This window comes from Amycolatopsis japonica, from assembly GCF_000732925.1.
Lineage (GTDB): Bacteria > Actinomycetota > Actinomycetes > Mycobacteriales > Pseudonocardiaceae > Amycolatopsis > Amycolatopsis japonica.
In genome coordinates, this window is sequence record NZ_CP008953.1 from 7,847,952 (window position 1) to 7,873,113 (window position 25,162).

A 25,162-nucleotide genomic window follows, 5' to 3' on the forward strand; every position below is an offset into this window, starting at 1 on the left:
AGCCATGCGTGTGCTGCTGACCGGGCACAAGGGTTACCTGGGCACGGTGATGGCCCCGGTGCTGGCCGCCGAAGGCCACGAGGTGATCGGCCTCGACTCCGGTCTCTACGACACCTGCGTCCTGGGCCCGAAGCCCGAAGATCCCGAAGGCTTCGAGGTCGACCTTCGTGACGTCACGGCCGAGCACGTGGCCGGTGTGGACGCGGTGATCCACCTGGGCGCGCTGTCCAACGACCCGCTCGGCTCGCTGGCGCCGGAGCTGACCTACGACATCAACCACCACGCTTCGGTCAAGCTCGCGAAGCTGGCGAAGGACGCCGGGGTCAAGCGGTACCTGTACGCCTCGACGTGCTCCGTGTACGGCGCTTCGGGCGGCGACGGCCTGGTCGACGAGGACGCGCCGCTGCGCCCGGTGACGCCGTACGCCGAGTCGAAGGTGCGGGTGGAGGACGACGTCCAGGAGCTCGCCGACGACGACTTCAGCCCGGTGTACATGCGCAACGCCACCGCGTTCGGGTTCTCGCCCCGGCTGCGCGGCGACATCGTGCTCAACAACCTGACCGCGCACGCGCATCTCTCCGGCGAGGTGCTGGTGCTCTCCGACGGCACGCCGTGGCGGCCGCTGGTGCACGCCAAGGACATCGCGCGTGCCTTCGCCGCGGCCCTGGTCGCGCCGAAGGAAGCCGTGCACGGCAAGGCGTTCAACATCGGCACCGAACGCAACAACGTGACCGTCGCCGAGATCGCCGAAGAGGTCGTCGAGGCCGTTCCCGGCTCGACGCTGCGGATCACCGGCGAGGCTGGCGCGGACCCGCGTTCGTACCGGGTCGACTTCTCCCGGTTCCGCGCGGCGATCCCCGGCTTCGACTGCGACTGGTCGGTCAAGGACGGCGCGCTCGAACTGATCGAGGCCTACAAGACCCACGGCCTCACCGAACACGGCTTCCAGCGCCTGTTCACCCGGCTCGCGCGGCTGCAGGACCGCACCGCCGCCGGCGAACTCGACGACACCTTGCGGCGTCGCTGATGTCGCACGGGGACCTGGAGACGAGCGCCGACCTGCGAAGGCTGGTCGAGCGCCTGTATCCGCTGTGCCGCAGCATCACCGGCGACGGCGTCCGCCGCACGCTGGAGATCGTCGGCGAGCACGTCCCGCTGGAGGTCCACGAGGTCCCCACCGGCACCCAGGTACTGGACTGGACGGTGCCGCAGGAATGGAACATCCGCGACGCGTACATCAAGGACGCCTCCGGCCGCCGCGTGGTCGACTTCCAGGAGTCGAACCTGCACGTCGTCGGCTACAGCGTCCCCGTGTCGCGGAAGATGCCGCTCAGCGAGCTGCGCGAACACCTGCACACCCTGCCCGACCAGCCGTCCTGGGTGCCGTACCGGACCAGTTACTACGCGCCGACGTGGGGTTTCTGCCTGGCGCAGGAGACGCTCGACGCGATGCCGGACGGCGAGTACGAGGTCCGCATCGACTCCACGCTGGCCGACGGGAGCCTCACCTACGCCGAACACGTCGTGCCGGGCGAGGTCACCGACGAGGTGATCATCTCCTGCCACACCTGCCATCCGTCGCTGGCGAACGACAACGTCGCCGGGATCGCGATCGCCGCCGCGTTCGCGCGGACGCTGGAGAAGCCGCACTACACGTACCGGTTCCTGTTCATGCCCGGCACGATCGGCGCCATCACCTGGCTCGCGCGCAACAACGACCGCGTCGGCCGGATCAAGGCCGGGCTCGTGCTGGCGTGCGCCGGCGACCCGGGATCGTTGACCTACAAGCGAAGCCGCCGGGGCGACGCCGAAATCGACCGCGTGCTCGCGTACGTCCTCGCCGATCGCGCGCACAAGATCGTGGACTTCTCGCCGTACGGCTACGACGAGCGCCAGTTCTGCTCCCCCGGCTTCAACCTCGGCGTCGGCTCGCTGACGAGGACGCCGTACGCGGGCTATCCCGAGTACCACACTTCGGCCGACAACCTCGATTTCGTCTCGACGGAGGCCATGGAGGAAACCCTTCAGACCTTGAAGGACACCTTCGCCGTCCTCGACCGCAACCGCAGCTACGTCAACCTCAGTCCCTTCGGCGAGCCGCAACTCGGCAAGCGCGGGCTGTACGACTCGCTCGGCGGGCGAAGCGACGCCAAACAAGCCCAGATGGCGATGCTCTGGGTGCTCAACCTCTCGGATGGCGAGCACAGCCTGCTCGACGTCGCCGAGCGGTCCGGGCTGCCGTTCGATTCCGTCGCCGCCGCCGCCGAGGCGCTGCACGACGCCGGATTGCTCAAGGACTAGAGATGCGATCACTTCTGCGTTCCCAAGCCGTCCGGGCCATGGCCGGACGGCTCAGCTGGGGCCTCGGCGACCAGGCCGTTTCCAGTATCACCAACTTCGTGGTCGGGCTGTTCGTGGCGCGCTCGCTCGGCACGTTCGCCTTCGGCATGTTCAGCCTCGCTTGGGTCAGCTACGGCGTGGTGCTCAACCTTTCGCGCGGGCTGACGACGGATCCGCTCATGGTGCGGTTCTCCGGGGTGTCCACGGAATCCTGGCGAACCGCGACCGCCAAGGCGACCGGGACGGCGCTCTCCGCGGGGGTCGCCGCCGGAGCCGTCAGTGTGGTCGCCGGTCTCGTGGTGGGTGGCCCCATCGGCGGCGCGTTCGTCGCGCTCGGCTTCGTGATCCCGACGTTGCTGCTGCAGGACGCCTGGCGGTTCACCTTCTTCGCCGCGGGACACGGGAAGAAGGCGTTCGTCAACGACGTCGTCTGGGGTATCGCGCTGATCCCGGCGCTGTTCATCGCGCACCGGTGGTTCGACACGGTCGTCGCGTTCATCCTGGCGTGGGGCATTTCCGGGGCGGTCGCCGCCGGGTACGGCTGCCTGCAGGCCGGGGTCCGGCCCGCTCCGCGCGGCACGCTCGACTGGCTCAAGCACCACCGTGACCTCGGCACCCGCTACCTGATCGAGAACGTCAGCAACAGCGGCTCGACCCAGCTCCGGATGTACGGGCTCGGCGCGATCGCCGGGCTCGCGAGCGTCGGCGCGGTCCGCGGCGCCGAACTGCTGCTCGGACCGTTCTTCGCCCTTCTGATGGGACTTTCCCTGGTCACGGTGGCGGAAGGCGCGCGGGTGCTCCAGCGGGCCCCGCATCGCCTCCGCCACTTCTGCGCCGTACTCGGCGCCGGCCAGGCGGCCGCGGCCCTGCTCTGGGGTCTCGCCTTGCTTCTGGTACCCCACGACGCCGGCCGGTTCGTCCTCGGCGACGTGTGGGATCCCGCCTCCGAACTGATCCTCCCGGTGACCATCGGTATCGCCGCGGCGGGATTCAACACCGGGGCGGCCGCCGGATTGCGTGCGCTCGGCGCTGCGAAAAGGAGCCTTCGCGCCCAGCTGATCAACTCGGCCGGCTACGTCGGTTTCGGGCTCATAGGCGCCTTCTTGGCCGGGGCGTCCGGGTCCGCTTGGGGGGTCGCCTTGGCGATCACCAGCGGGTCCGCGGTGTGGTGGCTGCAACTCCACTCCGCTCTCAAAGAGCATCTGACTTCGGAGAAGGAAGAAATGAGGACGTCATGAGCACCGCTCCTCGGCTGAGCATCGGGCTCCCGGTCTACAACGGCGAGGATTACCTCGCCGAATCGCTGGACGCACTCCTCGGCCAAAGCTACGAGAACTTCGAGCTGATCATCTCGGACAACGCGTCCCTTGACCGCACCGAAGAGATCAGCCGCGAGTACGCGAAGCTGGACTCCCGTGTCCGGTACGTCCGCCAGCCGGTGAACATCGGCTGCGCGCCCAACCACAACTACTGCGTCGACGTCGCCCGCGGCGAGCTGTTCAAATGGGCGTCCGACGACGACCTGTACGCGCGCGACCTGCTGGAACGCTGTATCGAGGCGCTGGACGAGCATCCCGAGTTCGTCCTTTCGCACTCGTGGACGGCGATGATCGACGAGAAGGCCGTCGTCACGCAGGCACTGGAATACCCGCTCAACACGGTCTCGCCGCACGCCGCGGAACGCTTCCGCAGCACCCTGTTCGCGCCCGGCGGGGACGACGACGGCGCGGTCATCCGCACCGAGGTGCTGCGCCGTGTCGCGCCGCTGGACAGCTACCACCACGCCGACCGCACGATCATCTCGGAACTGGCCCTGCACGGCCCGTTCCACCAGGTGCCCGACTGGCTGTACTTCCGGCGCGACCACCCCGGCCGCTCCGAACACGAGCACCCGACCGTGCGCAGGCGCGCCACCAACCTCGACCCGAAACGGGCCGACAAGCTGCGGCACCCGATGGTCCGGCTGCTCGGCGAATACGTCCTCGGCTACGTCAAGGCGATCCGCAACGCGCCGATCTCCGGCGCCCAGAAGCGGGAATGCTTCCGTTACCTGCGGCAATGGATGCTGAACCGGGCGGGGAACCCGGCCATGGGGCGGATGCCCGTCCAGGCCGAGGCCGAAGTGGGCCCCCGTGAAGTGTCCGTGGCCTCGGTCGTCGCCGGCCAGGAGGGACGAGTCCCTTGACCCCGCCCGTGAGAATCGGGCTGTTCGGGCTCCTCGGATCAGGGAACCTCGGCAACGACGGTTCCTTCGAGGCGGTTCTCGGGTATTTGCGCACGGAGCATCCGGGCGCCGCGCTCAGCGTGATGTGCGGCGGTCCGGACGTCGTCGCGTCGCGCTACGGACTCGAAACGACCGCGTTGAACTGGTACGAGGGCGAGTACCGAACGGCATCGGGCCCCTTGTCCATCGTCATGAAGGGCTTAGGGAAACTCGTCGACGTCTTCCGCACGGCGGCCTGGGTACGACGGCAGGACGCGGTGATCGTGCCGGGGATGGGTGTCCTCGAATCCACCCTTCCCTTGCGTCCCTGGGGATTCCCGTACGCCCTGCTGCTGCTTTCGGTGTCCGGCCGCCTGGTCGGGACCAAGGTGGCGCTGGTGAGCGTCGGTGCCAGCGTGAGCACGCACCGGGCCACCCGGTCCGTGATCGGCTGGGCCGCGCGGCTCGCGGCGTTCCGGTCCTATCGGGACGAACCGTCACGCGACGCGATGCGCACGATGGGCGTCGACGTCGTGAACGACCGCGTCTACCCCGACCTCGCCTTCGCGTTGCCCGCGCCTTCGGAACCGGTGCTGCCCCGGTCCGTCGGGGTCGGGGTGATGGCGTACCACGGCGGGAACGACGACCGGCACCGCGCCACCGAGATCTATGAGTCCTATGTGGACAAGATGACCCGGTTCGTCGCCGGACTGGTCGCCGACGGCCGCCCGGTGCGGTTGTTCATCGGCGACCGGGCCGACACCCAGGTCGTCGAGGAGATCATGCGGGAACTGGAATCCCCGCTGATCGCCGCCGCCGAAACGTCCACTTTGGACGGAGTGATGCGGGCGATGTCGGCGGTCGAGACCGTCGTCGCCACCCGATACCACAACGTCCTGTGCGCACTGAAGCTGGCGAAACCGACGTTGTCCATCGGGTACGCCCGCAAGAACGAGGTCCTCATGACCACGCTGGGACTCGGTGAGTTCTGCCAGTCCGCCAAGGAGATCGACTTCGACGCGCTGGTGCGCCAGTTCGCCGAGCTCGAGTCCAGGGCGGGCGAACTGACCGAGATCGTCGCGAAACGAAGCGCGGAGCAGGCGCGGCTGCTGGACGAACAGTTCGCCGCGCTGTCGGCCGCCTTCCTGCCGATGGGAGTCCGATGAAGGTTGTCCCGGTGCCCACGATCGCGGGCGCGTACCTGTTCGAACCGACCCCGCACGCCGACGAACGCGGCTTCTTCAGCCGCACCTTCGACGCCGACGTCGTCCGGTCGGCCGGGATCGACCCGAACGGGTTCCTCCAGGACAGTGTTTCCCGCTCCCGCAAGGGAGTGCTGCGCGGGATGCACCTCCGTTCGGGGCTCGGTGAGGCGAAGCTGGTCCGTTGCTCGTGGGGCGCCGTCTTCGACGTCGTCGTCGACCTGAGGCCGGATTCGCCGACGTACCTCGGCAAGGAGACGTTCGAACTCTCCGGGGAGACGCAGGTTTCGCTGTACATCCCGGCCTGGTGCGCGCACGGGTTCCAGGCGCTCACCGAGTACGCCGACGTCTCCTACCGGATCGACCGCGCGCACGACCCGGCCGAGGACGTCGCGATCGCGCACGACGACCCGGAACTGGCGATCCCGTGGCCGCTTCCGGTGGCGCTCATGTCGGAGCGGGACCGGCGCGCGCTCCCGCTTTCCGCGGTACTACAGAACACGAGGTGAGAGCATGACCCGTCAGCTGCCCAAATCCATGCGGGCCAACGAGCGCCTCCACGCGATGATCCCCGGCGGGGCGCACACCTACGCCAAGGGTGACGACCAGTATCCGGAGAATCTGGCGCCGGTCATCTCGCACGGGCTCGGCGCGCACGTCTGGGACGTCGACGGGAACGAATACATCGAGTACGGCTCGGGGCTGCGCGCGGTCAGCCTCGGGCACGTGCACCCCCGGGTGAGCGAAGCCGCCCACCGCGAGATCGACCGGGGAGCCAACTTCGCCCGTCCGTCCATTGTGGAGGAACGGGCGGCGACGAAGTTCCTCGAAACCGTGCCGACCGCCGAGATGGTCAAATTCGCCAAGAACGGCTCGGACGCCACCACGGCCGCGGTCAAGCTCGCCAGGGCGGCCACCGGCAGGCCGCTGGTGGCGATCTGCCGCGACCACGCGTTCTTCTCCATCGACGACTGGTTCATCGGCACCACCGCGATGTCTTCGGGTATCCCGGACGGGATCACCGATCTCACCGTGTCGTTCCCCTACGGCGACCTCTTGTCGACGGAACGGCTGCTGCGGGAGAACGCGGGCCGGATCGCCTGCCTGATCCTGGAGGCGTCCACCCAGCTCGAACCGCCCACCGGCTACCTCGTCGGCCTGCGGGAACTCGCCGACCGGTACGGCTGCGTGCTGATCTTCGACGAGATGATCACCGGTTTCCGCTGGTCCGAGGCCGGCGCGCAGGGGCTCTACGGGGTGACGCCGGACCTCTCGACGTTCGGCAAGGCTCTCGGCAACGGGTTCGCCGTCTCGGCGCTGGCCGGCAAACGCGAACTGATGGAGCTCGGCGGGCTGCGTACCGGCGAGGATCGCGTCTTCCTGCTGTCGACCACGCACGGCGCCGAGACGCATTCGCTGGCCGCCGCGATCGCGGTCATGGAGACCTACACCGAAGAAGGCATCGCCGCGCGGCTGCACGCGCTCGGCGACCGGCTCGCCGCCGGGGTCCGCGAAGTCGCGGACTCGGCCGGGGTCGGGGAACACGTCGTCGTGCGCGGCCGGGCGAGCAACCTCGTCTTCGCCACGCTCGACGCCGACAAGAAACCGTCGCAGGACTACCGAACGTTGTTCCTGCGGCAACTGGTCACGGGCGGGGTCCTCGGGCCGTCTTTCGTGGTCAGCAGCGCGTTGTCCGAAGAAGACATCGACCGGACGGTCGAAGTGGTCTCGCAGGCCTGCCTCGTGTACCGCAAAGCGCTCGACGCGGATGATCCGGCGCCGTGGCTGGGTGGCCGTCCGGTGAAGCCGGTATTTCGGAGAAGGGTATGAGTTCAGGGATCGCACAGCGCTCGACCGGCACGCGCGTGCTCTACGCCGCGTTGTCCGTACTGCTGCTCCAGGTCGCCGTTGAGAACACAGCGGTGGCGTCCGAAGAGCCGACTCGAGGGGTGTGCGGCACGACCGTCGGCGTCCCTTCCGCCCCGGAAGGCGCCCAGGTCGTCGATCCAGGCACCGATCTGACCGACAAGACCCGGTTCAGCCCGCCGGGCACCACGTTCTGGCTGTCACCGGGCGAGCACCACTTGAGCCCGGACCAGTTCGGCCAGGTGATGCCCAAGGACGGCAACGTCTATCTGGGCGCTCCGGGCGCCGTGCTCAACGGACGCGGGATCAACCGCGCGGCCTTCACCACCTCGGCCAAGGACGTGGTGATCCGCGGGCTGACCATCCGCGGTTTCGTCGCCGAACGCGACCAGGGCGTGGTCAACCACGACTCCGGCGAGCGCTGGACCATCGAAGGCAACGTCATCGAGGACAACGACGGCGCCGGAATGATGACCGGATCCGGCCAGCGGGTGATCGGGAACTGCCTGCGGAACAACGGGCAGTACGGCATCAACGCCTACCGCTTCGGTGGCGGGCTGGCCGATCTGGTGATCGAGGGCAACGAGATCAGCGGGAACAACACCGGCGACTGGGAGACGAAGATCCCGGGCTGCGGCTGCAGCGGCGGCGCGAAGTTCTGGGCCGTGAACGGCGCCGACATCACCGGGAACTGGGTCCACCACAACCACGGTGTCGGGCTCTGGGCCGACACGAACAACAACGACTTCCTCATCCAGGACAACCTGATCGAGGACAACGCGTCCGAGGGCCTGTTCTACGAGATCTCCTACAACCTGGAGCTGATCGGGAACACCTTCAACCGGAACGCGCTGGTGCAAGGCCGGAACCGGGCCGCCAAGGGCGACAACTTCCCGGTGGCGGCGGTGTACCTCAGCGAATCGGGCGGCGAGCCAAGACTGCCCGCCCGGACCAGCCGCATCGACATCCGGGGCAACATGTTCTCCGACAACTGGTCGGGGATCACGCTGTGGGAGAACGCCGACCGGTTCTGCAACAGCCCGGCCAACACGTCCACGCTCTCGTGCACGGCGCTGGTCTCACCGACGTCCTCCTGCTCCGACCCGGGTATCGCGACCGAGCCGCTGTACGGCGACTGCCGCTGGAAGACCCAGCGCGTTTCGGTGCACGAGAACACCTTCGAATTCGACTCGTCGATGGAAGGCTGCCTCGGGATGTGCGGGCGGATGGCGGTGCTCTCGAACTACGGGACCTTCCCGGCCTGGTCGCCGTACCGGGGTGCCGTGATCTCGGAGGCGATCACCTTCCGGCAGGAGAACCGGTGGTACGACAACCAGTACTACGGGCCGTGGACGTTCGTCGCCCACGACACCTCACGGCGGCTGACCGCGGCGCAGTGGCAGGCGGCGCCCTATCTGCAGGACACCTGCAGCGGCTTCGGAGAGACGGTGACCTGCTGAAACTTCACCTGTAAGTGTCCGTCTGGGACGGTCCATTCTGGCTTACCGTTGCCTTTGTGCCCGCGTTCCTGATTGTTCTGATGCTGATCGCGACAGGAGTCGTCCCGGCTTCGGCGGCTCCTGTCGCGGCCTGCGCCGCGGGACCGGTGAGCCCGGGGAAACCGGACGGCGCCGTGGTCGTCTCCCCGGGAACGGACCTTTCCGCGAAGACCCGCGAACTCCCGGCCGGCACGACGTTCTGGCTGACCGACGGCAAGCACACGCTGGGCCCGGACGAGTTCGGGCAGATCATCCCCAAGGACGGCAACGCCTACCTCGGCGCCCCCGGTGCCGTGCTGGACGGCGGCGGCGTCAACCGCTACGCGTTCACCCAGCAGGCTCGCGACGTCGTCATCCGCGGCCTCACGATCCGCGGTTTCGCGGCCCCGCGCGATCAGGGCGTGGTGAACCACGACTCTGGTGAACACTGGACCATCGAGGGCAACACGATCGAGGACAACCGCGGCGCCGCGATGATGGCGGGGCCGCGTCAGGAGATCCTCCGGAACTGCCTGCGGAACAACGGGCAGTACGGCATCAACGCGTACCGGGCGGGCGACGGGATCACCGGGCTGCTCGTCGAGGGCAACGAGATCACCGGCAACAACACCGACGACTGGGAGACGAAGGAACCCGGCTGCGGCTGCACCGGCGGCGCGAAATTCTGGGCGGTGGACGGCGCAGACATCCGCGGCAACTGGGTGCACCACAACCACGGCGCCGGACTGTGGGCGGACACGAACAACAACGACTTCCTCATCGAGGACAACCTGATCGAGGACAACGAGGCGGAGGCGTTGTTCTACGAGATCTCCTACAACGTCGTGGTCCGCGGGAACACCTTCCGCCGGAACACGCTCGTGCAGGGCCGGGCTTTCGCTGCACGCGGCGACGACTTCCCGGTCGGGACCGTGTACATCTCGGAGTCCGGCGGTGAGCCGCGGGTGCGGGCCCGGACTTCGCTGGTGGAGATCGTCGACAACGTCTTCGAGGACAACTGGTCCGGAATCACCCTGTGGGAGAACGCGGACCGCTTCTGCAACAGCCCGGCGAACACGTCCTCCGGCTCTTGCACGCTTCTCGTCCCTTCGGTCTCTTCGTGTTCCGCGCCGGGCATTTCATCGCGTCCGCTGTATGACGACTGCCGGTGGAAGACGCAGCGGGTTTCGATCCACGGCAACAAGTTCTCCCACGGGCCTTCGTGCTCGGGGTATTGCGGGCGGATGGCGCTTTTGGCGAACTTCGGGACTTATCCGGAGTGGTCGCCTTATCGGGGTTCTTCCGTTTCGGACGCGGTGACGTTCCGGCAGGAGAACCGGTGGTATGACAACGCTTATTCGGGTGGGTGGCGGTTCGTGGTTCATGACACTTCGCGGACTGTGGGGGTTTCGGGGTGGCAGGGGGCTCCTTACTCGCAGGATGCTTGCAGTTCTTTTGGGGACGGTGGGTGCTGAGCGGTCCGCGGGGCGCGAGCGTGGAGGATTTGGGACGTTGAACGTCCCAAATCCTCCACGCTCGCAAAGAAATAGTCGGGACCGGACCTTTCACGCACTCTGAAGAGCAGAACTGTCGGTAGCCCGGTGCATGGTGATCGAATGCAACGAGGAACCTGGTCGACCGACCCGATGCTCACTCAAGGCCCGATGGTGGTTCGTGCGGCTGCGCTCATAGCCGCCGGCGTGCCGGGCAGGACCATTTCACGCCGGTGCGCTTCCGGCGGACCTTGGCAACGCCTCCTACCGGGAGTTGTTCTGCTCCACAATGGAGAGCCCACCGACGGGCAGCTACTCCAGGCGGCGCTCCTCCACGGCCGCGAGAGCGCGATCCTGACCGGCCTATGGGCCCTCCGTCGTCATGGCCTGGAGAGGCCACCGCCGCCACAGGACGTACATATCCTGGTGCCGGCCGATCGCAGGATCGCCACGACGGGGTTCGTCCACGTCGAACGAACCCGCCATCCGCCGCGGCCCCACTTCCGCGGCGATCTCCCCGTCGCCCCCGTCCCCCGAGCCGTCATCGACGCCGCTCGAAGACTCACCGACGAAGACGAGATCCAGGCGATGATGGCCGAGTCCGTCCAACGCCGGTTCTGCACCACCGACATGCTCACCCACGAACTGGACCAAGCGGGTCGAACCGGCACCGCACTACCGAGAAGGGCCATGACCCCGCTTCTCGCCGGAGCGAGATCCGTGGCCGAGGCCGACGCTTGGCGGCTCTGGCGAAGATCCGGCCTCCCGCCGGGCCACTGGAACGTCCCGGTCTTCGACGCCAACGGCAACTACATCGCCACTCCGGACTTCTGGTGCGACAAGTGCGCCTTCGCCTGGGAGATCGATTCCTACCGCCACCACGCCGACCTCTACGGTCATCGCGCCACCGTCGCACGCAACGCCCGTTATGTCGCCGCGGGGATCGTCGTGCTCCAGACGTTGCCGTCCCGGCTACGAACCGAGCCGGCGCAGGTCGAGCACGAGTTGTTGGCCGCGTTCCGGACGGCACAGGCGCGGCCCCGGCCGAACGTCAAGCTGGCCGCGTGAACCGGTCCACCGCCCACCCCACCACCGGCACCACCGCGACAGCGACCCCGAAGCCCCCGAACGTGTCCGTCGGATAGTGCGCCCCCAGCGCCACCTCGGCCCACCCCATCGCGAGCCCCGCGAAAGCGATCAGCCCCACCAGCACCGAAGCGCCGCCGACCGGTCCGAGCCCGCGCACGTCGACCACCAGCAACCCCACGACGGTCGCGACGGTCACCGCGAAGGCCGTGTGCCCGCTCGGATACGACAGGAACTCGCCGTGGATCAGCCTGCCGACCAGGGGTTTCAGCCCGGTGGTCAGCGCCACCGTCACCGCGCTCGCGGCCACCATCAGGATCGCGATCCGCTGCCGCCGGTGCCGCAGGCACAGCCAGCCGAACAGGGCGATCACCACGACCGCGCCCACCGGTTCCCCCGCGAAGTCGATGGCGGTCGCCAGGTACCAGAGCGGGCCCTCGACGCGGTCGACGACGGGGAGCACGAGGGCATCCAGTCCGGCGGTGTGCGAACTACCGGCGTAGCGCAGGCCGAGGACGACGGCGACGACGAAGCCGAAGGCGCCCAGGGTCCAGAGCGGGATTCGCGCCCGCGGCGGGATCGCGGGCGGGCCGGTGATCACGCGTCGATCGCTGCCTGGTAGCCGCCGACCAGCCGTTCGAGACCGACCTTCGGCGTGAACTCCTGCTCGTACACCAGCCGCGCCGCCCAGCCCATCTCCTGGTTCCGTTCGGCGTCGCCGACGATCTCCCGCAGGCGGGCCGCGAGCGACTCGGGGTTCCCGGGTTCGTGCAGCAGGCCGGTCACGCCGTCCTCGACGAGTTCGCGGAAGGCGCCGTGGGCCGCGGCGACGGTGGGGACGCCGGCGGCCATCGCTTCGACCACGACCAGCCCGAACGCCTCCAGCCATTCGGACGGGGCGATGACGGCGTTCGAGCGGACGATCAGGTCTTGACACTCCACTTTGGACTGAAGGCCGACGTAGCGGACGTCGTCGCGGCCGTGGGCCCAGCGCGCGACCTCGTCCTGCATCGGGCCGGTGCCGGCGATCACCAGCGGCGGCAGCGGACCACCCGCAGCGGCGAGCTGATCCCAGGCCTTCATCAGCAGGCCGATGCCCTTTTCTTCGGTGATCCGGCCGAGGAACAGCAGGTGCTCTCCCGCGCCCTTGCGCGTCTTGCCCGGGTCGGTGACGTAGTTGTACTTCACCGCGAGCCGGTCGGCCGGCATCCCGGCGGCGATCAGGATCTCGCGTTGCGCGCGTGAGATGCAGAAGAACTTCGAGACGCCGGACCACCAGCGGTTGCGGTTCAGCATCATGCTCGCCGCCATCGGCACGGTCGCGAGCCCCGAACCGCGGTAGCACCCGTGCCGCACCGCCGGGATCGGCTTGCGTCCCACGCAGTCGGTGCAGATGTAACCCTCGCGGTACAGCGTGCCGGGCGGGCAGATCAGCGTGTAGTTGTGCACGGTCGCGACCGTCGGCACCCCGGCGTCCGCGCAAGCGGCCAGCACGGACGGCGAAAGCAGCGGGAACGTGTTGTGGATGTGGACGACGTCCGGCCGGTCGTCGGCGAGGCGCCGGGCCAGTTCCGCGCGCACGGCCCGGTTCCACGGCACCTGCAGCGGGACGACGGCCTTGCGCGACAGCGACATCTCCGCGATGTCGTCGCTGCGCCGCTCGAACAGGTCCACCTCGTGCCCGGCCTCGGCCAGCAGCGCGGTCTCCTGGTCGACGACGTTGTTCTCGCCGCTCGGCTGCTCGGATCGGTACCGGTTGTGGATCACGAGGACCTTCACACGGGCTCCTTGGAAAGCTCAGGGTCGCTTCGTACCAGCAGCGATGCGGCCAAGGCCAGGTGCAGCAGGTACGGCGACGCGTCGCCGAGGCCCGCCTCGGTGTAGGAGGCGGAAAGACAGTAGGTGATCAGGAAGATCGCGCAGGCCCTGGCTGGCGACGGCGGCCGCAGCACCGCGACCACGACCAGCACCAGCAGGAAGGCGGCCACGATCGCGATCCCGACATAGCCCTGCTCGTGGTAGACGGCGAGCCAGCTGCTGTCGATCGGGAGCCCGTCGTAGGACTTGTCGGTCAGCCCGACGCCGAACAGGTACTCCAGCGTCGTCCGCGGCGCGTCGAGCAGCGCGTCCCACACCTTCGCGCGGCCGGTGAGGCTGGAGAAGTTCTCCTCGGACTGCCCTCGCAGGAACCAGGTCTGCAGCAGCCCGCCCAGCGCCACCACGCAGAACACCCCGGCGAGGACCAGCCCGGTGAACACCTTGCGCGCGCGGGCGCTGGACATCCACTGCGACATCAGCGCCACCACGGTCCCGGCCACCAGGCCGAGCATCGCGGTGCGGGTGTGGGTCAGCAGCAGGACCGCGAACGACGGCACGATGACCACCAGCGCGTTCCGCCGCTCCAGTTTCCCGCCGAGCCACAGCAGCACCGTGAGGCCGATGACGATGGCCGCGTACTGGCCGACCTGCGGCGGCGTCAGCGGCCACAGCGTGCCGGTGAGCCGTCCGCCGTATTCGAACGGCAGCGCGTTGCCCGGGCCCAGCGCGAGCCCGATCACCACCGTCACCAGCACCACGCCGTAGGCCCGGATATGCGTGCGGACGAGGTCGAGGCCGCCGTTCCACCAGCGGGTCAGCAACCACAAGGTGCTGATGAACAGCGCGAACCGGAAGCAGCGGAACAGCGCGCCGAAGCCGCCTTCCAGGTTCAGGCTCGCGACCACGCTCAGCACCAGCAGCACCGTGAGCAGGAAGAGATAGGCGCTCGGCCTGATCTTCAGCCGGGCGTTCAGCGCGAGCGCGATCACGAACGCGGCGCCCAGCGCGCCCATGGTGATCAGCTGGCTGACCGACCTCGGCAGCGGGATGACGGTCTTCGCGCCCGTCGAGCCCAGCGTGTTGATGATCAGCAACGTCCAGGCGATGCCGACCGCCTTCGGGGTGCTGCGGATCTCCACCGCCGGACGGACCGCGGGTTCGAGCATGTCAGCCACCTCCCGCACGGGTCAGTTTGCTGCCCTGGTCCTGTTTGTAGGGCGCGCCCTGCCACTCGCCGAAGCCGAGCACGCGGCTCGGCTCGAACGCGACGAAGTTCCACGGCCCGGAGTAGACGTTGTCGTAGAGCCGGTTGCCCTGGTGGAACGTGATCGCCTGCTGGACGACCTCGCCCTTGTACGGCGACCACTCCGGGAACGTGCCGAAGTTCGCGAGCATCGCCATCCGCGCGCAGCTCTCCTCGCACCCCGCGACGGCCGGGTCGAGCACGAACCGGTTGTGGTGGATCTCGACGCGCTGGGTCTTCCATCGGCAGTCGGCGTTCAGCCCGCCCGACGCGATCGCTGGCTGCGCGCATTTCGCCTGTTCCGGCACCAGGCGGGTGCAGGAACCGGACGACGTGTTGGCCGGGCTGTTGCAGAACCGGTCGGAGTTCTCCCAGAGGGTGACGCCGTTCCAGTTGTTTTCGAACGTGTTCCCGGAGATCTCCAGTTTGTCCGTCCGCGCCTTCACCCTCGGCTCGCCGCCGGATTCGGACACGTAGATCGACGCCACCGGGAAGCTGTCGCCGCGGTCGATGTAGCGCTTGCCGTCCACCCAGTTGTTGCGGCGGATGGTGTTCCCGGCGATCACGGCGTTGTAGCTGGTCTCGTACATCAGCGCCGAGCCGTCGTTGTTCTCGATGACGTTGGCCTCGATGCGGAAGTCGTTGTTGTTCGTGTCGGCCCACAAGCCGACGCCGCGGTTGTCGTGCACCCAGTTGCCGGTGACGTCCGCGCCGTCGACCGACCAGAACTTGATCCCGCCGGAGCAGCCGCAGCCGTCGATCTTGGCTTCCCAGTCGCCGGTGTTGTTGCCGGTGATCTCGTTGCCCTCGACGACGAGTCCGGTGATCTTGTTGTTCTGCGCGTAGGCGTTCATCCCGTACTGCCCGTTGCGCCGCAGGCAGTTGCCGCGGACCTGCTGCCGCGCGCCCGCCATCAGCGCCGCGCCGTCGTTGTCCTGGACGGTGCTCTGCTCGATCACCCAACCGTCGGCCGAGTCGTGGTTGACCACGCCTTCGTCGTGCGGCGCGGCGAAACCCTGCACGGTCAAGGTACGGATCTTGACGTCGGCGGCGTTGCCGGAGAAGGCGTACTGGTTGATCTTGCGGCCGTCGAGGACCGCCTTCGGGCCGCCGATGTAGACGTTGCCCGGCTTCGGGTTGACCTGGTCGTAGCGGTCGTCGCCGAGCCGGTGCGTGCCCGGTGCCAGCCAGAACGTCGTCCCGGCCGGGTTCGAGCGGGTCTTCGTGGCGAGATCACCCGGCACCGCGGGGTCGATCTTCACCGCCCCCGCCGGCGCTTCGGCCGGGCCCTCCGGCAGCTTGTCGCACACTTGCGCGACGGAACCGGACGGCGGCTTGGCCGGATCCGGTCCCGGCTCGTCGGCCGGGGTCGTGCAGGCGGTGAGCGTCAACGAGCCGAGCAGCACCAGAAGCGCTGCCCGGCGGAGGCGGTGCGGTCGTGCGATCACAATGGTGGATCCTCGTTACCCGATTCGAAGGTGAGCACGCTGGTGAACGCGGCACCGTCGGCGGCGGTTCCGCCACCGAGCAGGGTCCACGCGGGCTCGCGGCGGCCGAAGCCCGCCGAGTACCAGCCCATCGGCGGCGTGGTTTCGCCGCGATGCGCCGACCAGGTGAGCTCCGGTGGGAGCTCGAACGTGGCCGACCTGTCCTGGCCGTCGACCGTCCACGACAGGACGGCCCTGCTCCCGGTCAGGGCGACCTCGACGGCGGGGCCGAGGTGGAACGCGAGACGGCAGTGCCGCGCCTCGCCGCCTCGGACCTCGTCGAGAATCCTCAGTTCGGTGCCGTCCAGCTCCACCGAACGCTGGTGCACCGACGGCGCGTAGCCGTCGTGTTCCGCGCTCCAGCGCGACGGCGTCCCCGCCGCGATCACCGTGGTGACCGCGTGTTTCGTCCACAGGAACGGCCCGCCGGAGACGGACTGGTCGGTGCGGGAGAGTTCGAGCGTGTTGTGCCCGGCCGTGGACCGGAAGTACGACCGCCACTTCGGTTCGCCGTGGTAGCAGTACGTTCCCGGATCGGCGAGGATGTCGACGCCGTCGTGCCGGACCTCCACCGAGAGCGCGTCCGCGTGCGCGTGGGCGGCGATGGACAGGAAGCCGTGCGGCCCGCCGTCGCACCGGCACCAGATCCCGCCGTCGCGCAGAATGGTCATCCCGGCGTCGGCGAAGTCGTCCCGCCGCCGCGCCGGACGCCGCCCGGCGACCTGGATGTCCTTGGCCAGCGCGGAGAAGAGCTGGGTCCGGACGTCTCCACCCGAAGTCTCCGGCCACCAGTCCAACCGTCCGAAAAGGACGGATCCGGTGTCGACCAGCGATGCCCAGCGGCTGGTCTCGTCGCCGTCGACGATGAGGCCGAAGCCATCATCGGCGTCGCCTTGCCGCGGCGGCCGCAGCTTGTTGTCCACAATGGACGCCAGCGCGTCGGTCATCCGGAGCAGCACGAGCCAGGTCGACTCGGGCACCGTGACCCCGGCGGCCTTCGCCTCCAGCGCCCCGGCGAGCCCCAGCTCCAGGACGAGCCCGTGGTACTCGGTCGCGAGTTCACGATTGAGACCGGAGTCGAAGGTGTTGTGCCGCAGCATCTTGTCCAGCGACGCGAGCGCCGAATCCCGCCACTGGCCGGACTCGGGGAACCAGGCGAACGCGCAGGCCGCGGCGAGCTGTCCGGCGTCCTCCGCGATCACGTGGTTGTTCGCCGACGAACCCCGGCTGGGGAACGCGGCCAGCCAGCGCTGGTGATGCCAGATCTGGTTGAGCGCCACGGGGTTGTCCTCGAACAGCGCCGGGGCCTGTGCCCAGCCATCGAGCAGCCGCCGCACCCACACCCACGACAGCAGCCGGATGCCGAGTTCGATCCCGCTGACCCAGTGCACCCCGCGCATCGGCGGGTTGGCCGCCCACCACGACCCGAGGTGCGCGGCCACGCGTTCGGCATACCGGTCGTCGCCGGTCAGGGCGTACGCGGCGGCCAGCACGGTGAGGTGCTGATGCCGCGACGGCTCCCAGATCTGCTTGATGTCGCCGACGGTCTCCTCGCTCCGGTACTGGATGTCGAAGGAGTACACATCGGACGGTGCGCGACGGCCGGTCTTCGGATCGTATGACCAATCCGGATCGACGAGGTCGTCGCGCTCGACGCCGAAGTACTCGGCGCGCCCGTCCATCAGCCGGTCGGCGGTGACGAGCAGATCCTTCACCGCTTCGCCCGAGACGGCGGCGAGGACGTCCTCACCGGGCACCGTCGCGAACCGGCGGTCCGGCGACCAGACCGCCTTCTCCCCCGCGACCCCGCGCCACTGGCGTTTGCGCACGACGTCGGTGACCCGGCCCGCGATCTCGGCGGGCCCCATCCTCGACAGTCTTCGCAGGTACCAGGACGGATCCATCAGCCCAGCCCCTCCTTGGCGTTGATCCGCACCGGCGCACCCGTTTCGAGGCTGCGGTTGACCGCGAGCGTGGCCAGCGTCGTCGACACGAGCGACTCGACGGAAACCGGCATCGAGACGCCGGTCGTCAGCGCGTTGACGAACGCTTCGAGCTCGGCGGCCTGGCCCTTGTCCCGGCCCTTGGGGATACGGGAGCTCGCCCACTTCTTGCGGCCGAACACCGACGCGCGCGCGAAGTCGTCGAACTTCAGCACCTTGCCGTCGGCGGTGACGTCGATCGTCTCCTTGGGGAACGCCGGCGAACCGCTGGTGGTGTACGCGATCGACGCGGTCGAGCCGTCCGGGTAGCGCAGCAGGATCTGCAGGTCCTGGTGGCCGGGGGTCGCGGTGGCGTACACGGAGACCGGGTCGGAGCCGAGCAGCCAGCTGACCGTGTCGATGAAGTGGCCGCCCTCGCCCGCGAACCGCGAACCCTCGCTGTCGGCCTGGTTGTACCAGCTGCCGGCGTCGAGCTGGCCGGCGTTGACCAGGTACCGCACGGAGGCCGGGCCGATCCGCGGTCCGAAGTGGAGCACCGACTCGTTCAGCAGCGGGGCGAACCGGCGGTTGAACCCGACCTGCAGCCGGTCGTTGCCGGATTCCTCGATCGCGCCGAGCACGATCTCCAGTTCCTTCTCCGACAGCGCCAGCGGCTTCTCCACGTAGACCGCCTTGCCCGCGAGCAGCGCGCGCCTGGTCAGCTCGGCGTGCGAGCTGTGCCTGGTCACGATGAACACGGCGTGGATCGAGTCGTCTTCGAGCATCGCGTCGACGTCGGTGGAGGCGCGGGCGAAGCCGAACTTGCGTTTGGCGTTCGCGCCCGAGAGCGCGGAGGTGGTGACGACTTCGAAGAGGTCGAGGTACTCCATCTCCACGAGATGCGGGAGAAGCATCGAGGACGCGTAGTTGCCGGCGCCGATGAAGCCGACCCGCAGAGTGTCGATCTTCGGCACCGCGCGGGTAGTCACCGGCGCCGGGAGCGCGACCTCGGCGACCTGCTCGGTGGCCGCGACGGCGCGCTTCTCGTACTCGAACAGCACCGCGACGGCCTTGAGCTCGCCCTCGTTCAGCTTCCGGTACGTCTCGACGGCGTCGGAGAATTCCGAGACGTGCGAGATCAGCGGCTCGACGTCGAGACGGCCGCTGCCCATCAGGTCGACGACGCAGGCGAGGTTGCGGCGCTCGGTCCAGCGGACCTGGCCGATCGGGTAGTCGCGGCCCTCGAGTTCGTACTCCGGGTCGTAGCGGCCGGGGCCGTACGAGCGGGAGAACCGGACGTCGAGTTCCTTTTCGTAGTAGGCGTTCCATGGCAGGTTCAGCGAGCATTTGCCGATGTCGATCACGCGGCCGCGGTCGCGGGCCAACTTCGCGGCCAGCTCCACCGGCTCGTTCGTGCTGCCGCCCGCGGCGAGGTACACCTGGTCGACGCCGTGCCCGGAGCTGATCTCCGCGACCGCGGTGTCGACGACGCCGGACGCCGGATCGCCGCACTTCAGGGCACCGAGCTGCTCGGCCAGCGCGCACCGGGACGGGTCCGGGTCGACACCGACCACGCGGACCCCGGAAGCGACCAGGAGCTGCACGACCAGCTGGCCGATCAGGCCGAGCCCGATGACCAGCGCGATGTCGCCGATCTGCGGTTCACCCTGGCGGACACCCTGCATCGCGATCGAGCCGACCGTGCCGAACGCGGCGTGCCGCGGGTCGACGCCGTCGGGCACCTTGGTGTACAGGTTCTTGGGCACCCAGTTCAGTTCCGCGTGCAGCGCGTGCTCGTTCCCCGCGCACGCCACGTGGTCCCCGACGGCGACGTCGTCGATGCCCGCGCCGACCTCCTCGACCACACCGCACAGCGAGTACCCCAGCGGCGTGTACGAGTCGAGTTTGTTCATCGCCTTGCGATAGGTGGCGCCCAGCCCGTTCGTGGCGACGCTCTGCATCACCTTCGCGACCTGATCCGGCCGGGCCTTCGCCTTGCCCACCAGCGAAAGACTCGCCTCGGACACCTTCATCATCTCGGTGCCGGTGGAGATCAGCGAATAGGCGGTGCGGACCAGCACACCCCCCGCTTTGCACGCGGGCACTTCGACGTCGAGGAGCGCCAGCTCCCCGCTCTTGTAGTTCTGCACTACCTGCTTCACGTCGCTCCTCAGCGATCAGGTGGTCCGGGCCGAAACGGCGCCGCGATACCAGTACTCGAGGGTCAAGATGTGCCAGAGATGCTTGGACCGGTCCTGCTGCCCGGACGCGTCTTCGTCCACGAGCTTCCGCAGGGCCTCCCGGCGGAGGAACCCGGCCTTCACCAATTCACCTTCGTTCGTCACCTCGCGCACCAGCGGCGCGAGGTCGCGGCTCATCCAAGCCCGCAGCGGTGCGCTGAACAGCCCCTTCGGCCGATGCACGATCTCGGCGGGGAGAATGGACAGCGCCGCTTCCTTGAGCGCCATCTTCCCTTGGCGCTTCACGATCTTCTTGTCCCCGGGGATCCGGAACGCGGCCTTCACGACCTCGATGTCGACGAACGGCGTCCGCACCTCGGTGGAGGCGGCCATGCTGGACCTGTCGGTGTAGGCGAGGTTGAGCCCGGGCAGGAAGAGCCGCGAATCGGCGAGGCACATGCGGTTCACGAAATCCGACAACGTGTTGTCGTGATAGGTGTCCGCGTGTTCGGTGATCACGTCGTCGACGGCGCCCGCGAGGTCCGGGTTCAGCAGACCGGCGAGTTCGGCCTGGTCGTACATCGTGTAGCTGCGCCGGAACGCGGTCTCCTCGGGCAGCTCCGCGAACGAGAGGAACCGCTTGGCGAACCGGACCGACCGGAACCCGCGCTTCGAGGTCGCCACCGGCAGTCTGTCCACAAGGGACTCGACGGGCCGCCGCACGAGACCGGGGACCCGTTGGTACTGGACGGCGATCTTGTTCGCGAGATGCTTGCGATATCCGGCGAACAGCTCGTCGGCGCCCATCCCCGAGAGCATCACCTTGACCCCGGCCTCGCGGGCGGCGGTGCAGATCAGGTAGCTGTTGATCGCCGCCGGATCGCCGATCGGCTCGTCGAGGTGATAGGTCATCCGGGGCAGCAGGTCGAGCACCTGCGGCGCGATCTCGATCTCGTGCAGGTCGACGCCGAACTTCGCGGCGACCTTCTTCGCGTACATCAGGTCGTCCGGCATGGCCTCGAACTTCGCGTCCTCGGCCCGGAAACCGATGGTGTACGCGGAGATCCCCGGCCGCTCGCGCGCGGCGAGCGCGGTCAGGTAGCTGGAGTCGAGCCCGCCGGAAAGGAACGTCGCGACCGGCACGTCGGCGATCAGGTGCTTGCGCGTGGAGTCTTCGATGACGGCGTTGAGGTCGAACTCGCCCTCATAGGCGGCGCCCTCTTCGGCGACCTGGCGCAGCGACCAGAAGGTGCCGCGTTCGACGTCGCCGTTCGGCCGGAACCGCGCCCAGCTGCCCGGCGGCAGCTTCTCGGCCTCACGGAACGCGCAGCGGCCGTCCGGGACCCAGTAGTAGAGCAGGGAAGCGACGAGCGCGGTGTCGTCGACGGTCAGCGAACCGCCCAGCTCGGCGGCCAGCGCCTTCAGCTCGGACGCGAACGCGACCCCCTTGCCGCGGCGCACCAGGAAGAGCGGTTTGATGCCCAGCTGATCGCGGACCAGCACCAGCTCACCGGAACGCTCGTCGAAGACACCGAACGCGAACATGCCGCGGAGCCGGTGCAGCCCCTCGGTGCCCCATTCGCGCCAGGCTTCCAGCAGGACCTCGGTGTCGGACGTGCCCCGGAAGCGCACGCCGGCGGCTTCGAGTTCCTTCCGCAGCTCTGGCGCGTTATACAGCTCGCCGTTGTAGGTGAGCGCGAGCCCGTCCTTGACCATCGGCTGCGCGCCGGTCTCGGTCAGGTCGACGATCGACAGGCGCCTATGTCCTAAATGGACTTCTCCGTGGTCGTACCTGCCGGAACCATCCGGTCCGCGGTGGGCGAGTGTCTTCGTGAGCCGATCGGTGAGCGGTCCCCCGTCCGGCCAGAAGTAGGCCCCTGCGATGCCGCACATCTGCTTTCGCTCCCCCTACAACGCTTCCGCGTTATCCGGTGACACAGGCGAGAATCGTTTGGTCGGCGCATCGGCGTTGTCGTCGGCGCGTTTGTACGGGGTCGGATGCCGCCGCGCGCTCTTCTTCTCCCGCGGGAACATCTCGACCGGCTTCACCACCGGCCTCGGCGTCCGTCGTTCCGGCGGGGCCTTGCGCTCCGGCACGGCGCCGGCGCGACCGCGCAACGCGGTGTGCAGGCCGTCCCACAGCGTCCCGTCGGTGTGGTCGCGCGGATCCGGGTCCACCACGACGACGCCGATGATCGGGATCCGCCGGTCCGCCAGCTGACGGGCGACGGTGTGCAGCCATTCGGTGTTCGCGTGCCCGGTGCGCACGACGAGGATCGTCTCCTGGCCGAGGGATTCGAGGTCGGTCCACGCCGTGCCGGGCTCGATCGAGCCGACGCCGATGCGCCGTTCCTGCGCGGCCATCGGGGCGTCGCCGCGGTCCAGCACCTGGATCGGGCCTTCGCCCGCCAGTTCGCGGAGGTTCGTCTTCGGCAGGTCGTCGACGAGCGACACCGGCCCCTTTTCGGCCAGCTCGCCCGCCATGTCGACGGCGAGCGCGGCGGTGACCTGGCGGGCTCCGAGGTCGAGCAGCGACACCGAACCGCCCTCCTGGCGGACCGCGCGGACCAGGGTCGCCGCGACCCGCCGCCGCCGGGTCACCGCGCGCGAGCGGCGCAGGAACCGGGGTGGCTTGGGCAGTTGTGCGATCACGGAAGCGCCGAGGTGCTGCGAGATCTCGCGGCGCAGCACCGGCCGGTCCTTCACCACGCTCGTGATGGCCGCGAGCCCCAGCCCGGCGAGCAAGCCCAGCGCGAAGCCGATCCCGGCGTCGGTGGCGAGGGTCTTGAGCAGCGAACGCGGCAGGATCCGCGGCGCGTCCACGATCTGCGTCCCGGCGGCGACCTTCGGCGTGCCGATGCCCGCCTCCTGCGCGCGGCCGTCGTAGTCGGAGATCTTGGACGTCAGCTCCGCTCGGCGCGAGTACAGCCGCTCCAGCTGGGCGGGGTTGGCGTTGCGGCCCTTGGCCTCTTCGGTGACGATCGACGCTTCGATCGGGGTGAGCTCGTTCTGGGCCTGGTTGCGCTGGTCGAGCAGGGCCTTCTGCTGCGCCGCCGCGGCCGCCTGGTTGCGGCCGATGTACTCGGCGATGAAGGCGTCCGAGATCGCCTGCGCGCGGGCCAGCGCCTCGTCCTTGGTCTTGCCCTTGACCGTCAGCTGGAGCACGTTGTTCGTCAGGCCGAGCCCCTCGTAATCCTTGAGGAACTCCTCCGGCGGCTGCGTGCTGTTCAGCTTCTTGAGCGCCTCGCCCGCGGTCTTCGTCGTCTCGAGCACGGCGACGTCGGTCCGCATCAGCGTTCCGCTGTCGGTCGGCGAGTCGTCGGGGTGGATCACGAGGATCTGCGCGACCGCGGTGGGCGGCGACGGCAGGAGCATCGCGACCAGCCCGCCGGCGATCAGCCCCAGCAGGGCGGTGGCCACCCACATCCGGCGTCGTCTCCGTACCGAGACGACCAGCCGCTGCAGATCGATGAGCGGTTCTGACTTCGTTTTTTCGGCGCTGGTCACGCGGTACCTGCCAGTGCTTCGTGGTCGGACGGGGTGGGCGCGCCGGGCCGGGCGCGGGTCGGCCGGACCGGCCGGATCAGCACGGTGCCCACCATGGCGAGACCGGCGTCGGCGATCGCTTCGGCGATCCCGACCAGCTCCCACGCGGACCGGGAGCCGAGGCTCGTCACGACGACGACCCCGTCCGCGTCGGTGTCCGCGACGACCGGCCGTGCCGGGGACACCGTCACGACGGTGAGCCACCGGCCGGCGAGCGCGGCGAGCCGTTCGGCTGCCGCCTGCCCGGCGGGGTCGCCGTCCGCGGCGAGCACGAGCAGCCGCCGGTGCGGCAGCCGGGAGACCAGGCGCCGGTAGAGGACGTCGGAGTCGATCTCGTCGGCGGCGACATCGATCCGCGGGACGTTCCACGGCCTGTCGTCACGGAGGAGTTTGGCCCGCACCGTGGTGCCGGCGGGCGGCCGCTCCACGGCGTCGAAGGTGGCGAGCACCGGGCCGCCGATCGCCGCGGCGATCTCCTCCTCGTCCCGCAGCCGCCGGTCGGTGCGGGCGGTGAAGAGGTGACCGAACAGGCCGATGAGGAAGAACAGCGCCGCGCCGCCGAGGGCGAGCTGCGGGAGCGTGGGCGCCGCCGCCGAAGACGGCAGCTCGGCCGAGCCGAGGACGACCATGTTGCCGAGGCCGCTGGCCGTGTCGGCCGCGTTCAAACTGGACATCGCCGACTCGATCGACGAGCGCAGGCCCTGCAGTTCGGTGCGGAGCTGGACGCTCTCCACGGTCGTCTTGCCTTCGTTGACCTTCGCGGAGAGTTCGCTGATGCGCTGGTTCGTCTGCTGGACCTGCTGGCGCAGCGTCTCGCGGCGTTCCTGCGCCAGCTGGACCGCCGCGTCACCGGAACCGGCGATGATCTGCGTCGAGTACTTCACGAACTCGCTCGCGATCTGATCGGCCATCCGCTGCGTCTGTTCGGCGGTGTCACCGGTGGCCTCGATGGTGATGACATTGCCCTGTGCGACCGAGGTGGCCACCCTGTCCCGCAGCTCGGCGCCGGTCATCCCGTCGCCGAGGCCGGCGGCGGCCCGGTCGAGCACGACCGAACTGGTCGCCACCTCGGCCTGGGTGAGCAGTTCGTCCGCCTCGCGCGGGCCCTGCAGCAGGACACTGGACGTCGTCCGATAGCCGGGCGAAAGGATCACCGACGATCCCGCGCCGATCAGGGCGCCGAGCACGGCGAGGACCACCAAGGTCCGCCATCGCCCGCGCAAGACCTGTCCGATCATGGACAGGCGCACCGTGTCGTCAGTCAAAGCCGGGGTCTCCCATCGGTGCGTGCGGGTGCA

Annotated in this window: 19 protein-coding genes; 10 read left to right on the forward strand and 9 right to left on the reverse strand. The window is 68.9% G+C overall.

The window, feature by feature from the left end; translation table 11 throughout:
* The first annotated feature begins 4 nt into the window (after positions 1-4).
* From AJAP_RS36285 to AJAP_RS44560, 10 genes are all read left to right on the forward strand, one after another.
* Positions 5-1,027: an NAD-dependent epimerase/dehydratase family protein gene (locus AJAP_RS36285; RefSeq protein ID WP_016331014.1), complete on the forward strand. Its 1,023-nt coding sequence runs from the start codon at positions 5-7 to the stop codon at positions 1,025-1,027.
* Positions 1,027-2,301, forward strand: coding sequence for a DUF4910 domain-containing protein (locus AJAP_RS36290; RefSeq protein WP_038519975.1), 1,275 nt, complete (start codon positions 1,027-1,029; stop codon positions 2,299-2,301). The genes AJAP_RS36285 and AJAP_RS36290 overlap by 1 nt, the downstream gene beginning before the upstream one ends.
* A gap of 2 nt (positions 2,302-2,303) precedes the next feature.
* Positions 2,304-3,578 (forward strand): MATE family efflux transporter, encoded by a 1,275-nt coding sequence (locus tag AJAP_RS36295; protein WP_038519978.1) that lies wholly within the window; start codon positions 2,304-2,306, stop codon positions 3,576-3,578.
* Complete coding sequence (locus tag AJAP_RS36300; protein WP_038519981.1) at positions 3,575-4,525, forward strand: glycosyltransferase family 2 protein; 951 nt, start codon at positions 3,575-3,577, stop codon at positions 4,523-4,525. The genes AJAP_RS36295 and AJAP_RS36300 overlap by 4 nt, the downstream gene beginning before the upstream one ends.
* A complete protein-coding gene (locus AJAP_RS36305) occupies positions 4,522-5,709 on the forward strand; it encodes a polysaccharide pyruvyl transferase family protein (RefSeq protein WP_038519984.1) in 1,188 nt (395 codons plus the stop codon). Before AJAP_RS36300 ends, AJAP_RS36305 begins: the two co-directional genes overlap by 4 nt.
* Positions 5,706-6,254 carry a dTDP-4-dehydrorhamnose 3,5-epimerase family protein gene (locus tag AJAP_RS36310; RefSeq protein ID WP_038519986.1) on the forward strand — a complete coding sequence of 183 codons (549 nt, stop codon included), beginning with the start codon at positions 5,706-5,708 and terminating at the stop codon, positions 6,252-6,254. Before AJAP_RS36305 ends, AJAP_RS36310 begins: the two co-directional genes overlap by 4 nt.
* A 4-nt stretch (positions 6,255-6,258) precedes the next feature.
* A complete protein-coding gene (locus tag AJAP_RS36315) occupies positions 6,259-7,575 on the forward strand; it encodes a glutamate-1-semialdehyde 2,1-aminomutase (protein ID WP_038519988.1) in 1,317 nt (438 codons plus the stop codon).
* A complete protein-coding gene (locus AJAP_RS36320) occupies positions 7,572-9,071 on the forward strand; it encodes a right-handed parallel beta-helix repeat-containing protein (RefSeq protein WP_228694747.1) in 1,500 nt (499 codons plus the stop codon). The genes AJAP_RS36315 and AJAP_RS36320 overlap by 4 nt, the downstream gene beginning before the upstream one ends.
* A 56-nt stretch (positions 9,072-9,127) precedes the next feature.
* A complete protein-coding gene (locus AJAP_RS36325; RefSeq protein WP_148311619.1) occupies positions 9,128-10,564 on the forward strand; it encodes a right-handed parallel beta-helix repeat-containing protein in 1,437 nt (478 codons plus the stop codon).
* A 444-nt stretch (positions 10,565-11,008) separates the two neighbouring features.
* Positions 11,009-11,650: a hypothetical protein gene (locus tag AJAP_RS44560; RefSeq protein ID WP_228694749.1), complete on the forward strand. Its 642-nt coding sequence runs from the start codon at positions 11,009-11,011 to the stop codon at positions 11,648-11,650.
* On the opposite strand, the gene AJAP_RS36335 is transcribed toward AJAP_RS44560, so the two are convergent.
* From AJAP_RS36335 to AJAP_RS36375, 9 genes are read right to left on the reverse strand one after another with little or no spacing between them, the layout of a single operon-like run.
* The gene (locus AJAP_RS36335; RefSeq protein ID WP_038519990.1) at positions 11,634-12,269 is read right to left on the reverse strand and encodes a phosphatase PAP2 family protein; all 636 of its coding nucleotides are present in this window, start codon (positions 12,267-12,269) and stop codon (positions 11,634-11,636) included. The two genes, AJAP_RS44560 and AJAP_RS36335, sit on opposite strands and share 17 nt — an antisense overlap.
* On the reverse strand, positions 12,266-13,447 hold the full coding sequence (locus tag AJAP_RS36340; RefSeq protein ID WP_038519992.1) for a glycosyltransferase family 4 protein: 1,182 nt from the start codon (positions 13,445-13,447) through the stop codon (positions 12,266-12,268). Before AJAP_RS36340 ends, AJAP_RS36335 begins: the two co-directional genes overlap by 4 nt.
* Positions 13,444-14,652 (reverse strand): O-antigen ligase family protein, encoded by a 1,209-nt coding sequence (locus tag AJAP_RS36345; RefSeq protein WP_051972696.1) that lies wholly within the window; start codon positions 14,650-14,652, stop codon positions 13,444-13,446. The genes AJAP_RS36340 and AJAP_RS36345 overlap by 4 nt, the downstream gene beginning before the upstream one ends.
* 1 nt (position 14,653) lies before the next feature.
* On the reverse strand, positions 14,654-16,177 hold the full coding sequence (locus AJAP_RS36350; RefSeq protein WP_038519995.1) for a right-handed parallel beta-helix repeat-containing protein: 1,524 nt from the start codon (positions 16,175-16,177) through the stop codon (positions 14,654-14,656).
* Entirely contained in the window at positions 16,174-18,120 is a 1,947-nt protein-coding gene (locus AJAP_RS36355; protein ID WP_038519997.1) for a heparinase II/III family protein, read from the reverse strand. Before AJAP_RS36355 ends, AJAP_RS36350 begins: the two co-directional genes overlap by 4 nt.
* Complete coding sequence (locus AJAP_RS36360; protein WP_038520000.1) at positions 18,120-20,300, reverse strand: bi-domain-containing oxidoreductase; 2,181 nt, start codon at positions 20,298-20,300, stop codon at positions 18,120-18,122. Before AJAP_RS36360 ends, AJAP_RS36355 begins: the two co-directional genes overlap by 1 nt.
* A 15-nt stretch (positions 20,301-20,315) precedes the next feature.
* Complete coding sequence (gene asnB / locus AJAP_RS36365; protein WP_038520002.1) at positions 20,316-22,211, reverse strand: asparagine synthase (glutamine-hydrolyzing); 1,896 nt, start codon at positions 22,209-22,211, stop codon at positions 20,316-20,318.
* Between the two features lie 15 nt (positions 22,212-22,226).
* Positions 22,227-23,825, reverse strand: a complete 1,599-nt coding sequence (locus AJAP_RS36370) for a Wzz/FepE/Etk N-terminal domain-containing protein (RefSeq protein WP_038520005.1) — start codon at positions 23,823-23,825, stop codon at positions 22,227-22,229.
* Positions 23,822-25,102, reverse strand: coding sequence for a YveK family protein (locus tag AJAP_RS36375; protein ID WP_051972697.1), 1,281 nt, complete (start codon positions 25,100-25,102; stop codon positions 23,822-23,824). The genes AJAP_RS36370 and AJAP_RS36375 overlap by 4 nt, the downstream gene beginning before the upstream one ends.
* Positions 25,103-25,162 lie beyond the last annotated feature (60 nt).

Excerpts from the sequence above, each read along its gene's own strand:
- AJAP_RS36300 (WP_038519981.1), top strand. The coding sequence starts at position 3,575 with ATGAGCACCGCTCCTCGGCTGAGCATCGGGCTCCCGGTCTACAACGGC.
- AJAP_RS36355 (WP_038519997.1), bottom strand. The coding sequence starts at position 18,120 with ATGGATCCGTCCTGGTACCTGCGAAGACTGTCGAGGATGGGGCCCGCC.
- AJAP_RS36345 (WP_051972696.1), bottom strand. The coding sequence starts at position 14,652 with ATGCTCGAACCCGCGGTCCGTCCGGCGGTGGAGATCCGCAGCACCCCG.
- AJAP_RS36320 (WP_228694747.1), top strand. The coding sequence starts at position 7,572 with ATGAGTTCAGGGATCGCACAGCGCTCGACCGGCACGCGCGTGCTCTAC.
- AJAP_RS36290 (WP_038519975.1), top strand. The coding sequence starts at position 1,027 with ATGTCGCACGGGGACCTGGAGACGAGCGCCGACCTGCGAAGGCTGGTC.
- asnB (WP_038520002.1), bottom strand. The coding sequence starts at position 22,211 with ATGTGCGGCATCGCAGGGGCCTACTTCTGGCCGGACGGGGGACCGCTC.
- AJAP_RS36375 (WP_051972697.1), bottom strand. The coding sequence starts at position 25,102 with ATGATCGGACAGGTCTTGCGCGGGCGATGGCGGACCTTGGTGGTCCTC.
- AJAP_RS36310 (WP_038519986.1), top strand. The coding sequence starts at position 5,706 with ATGAAGGTTGTCCCGGTGCCCACGATCGCGGGCGCGTACCTGTTCGAA.
- AJAP_RS36315 (WP_038519988.1), top strand. The coding sequence starts at position 6,259 with ATGACCCGTCAGCTGCCCAAATCCATGCGGGCCAACGAGCGCCTCCAC.
- AJAP_RS36285 (WP_016331014.1), top strand. The coding sequence starts at position 5 with ATGCGTGTGCTGCTGACCGGGCACAAGGGTTACCTGGGCACGGTGATG.
- AJAP_RS36295 (WP_038519978.1), top strand. The coding sequence starts at position 2,304 with ATGCGATCACTTCTGCGTTCCCAAGCCGTCCGGGCCATGGCCGGACGG.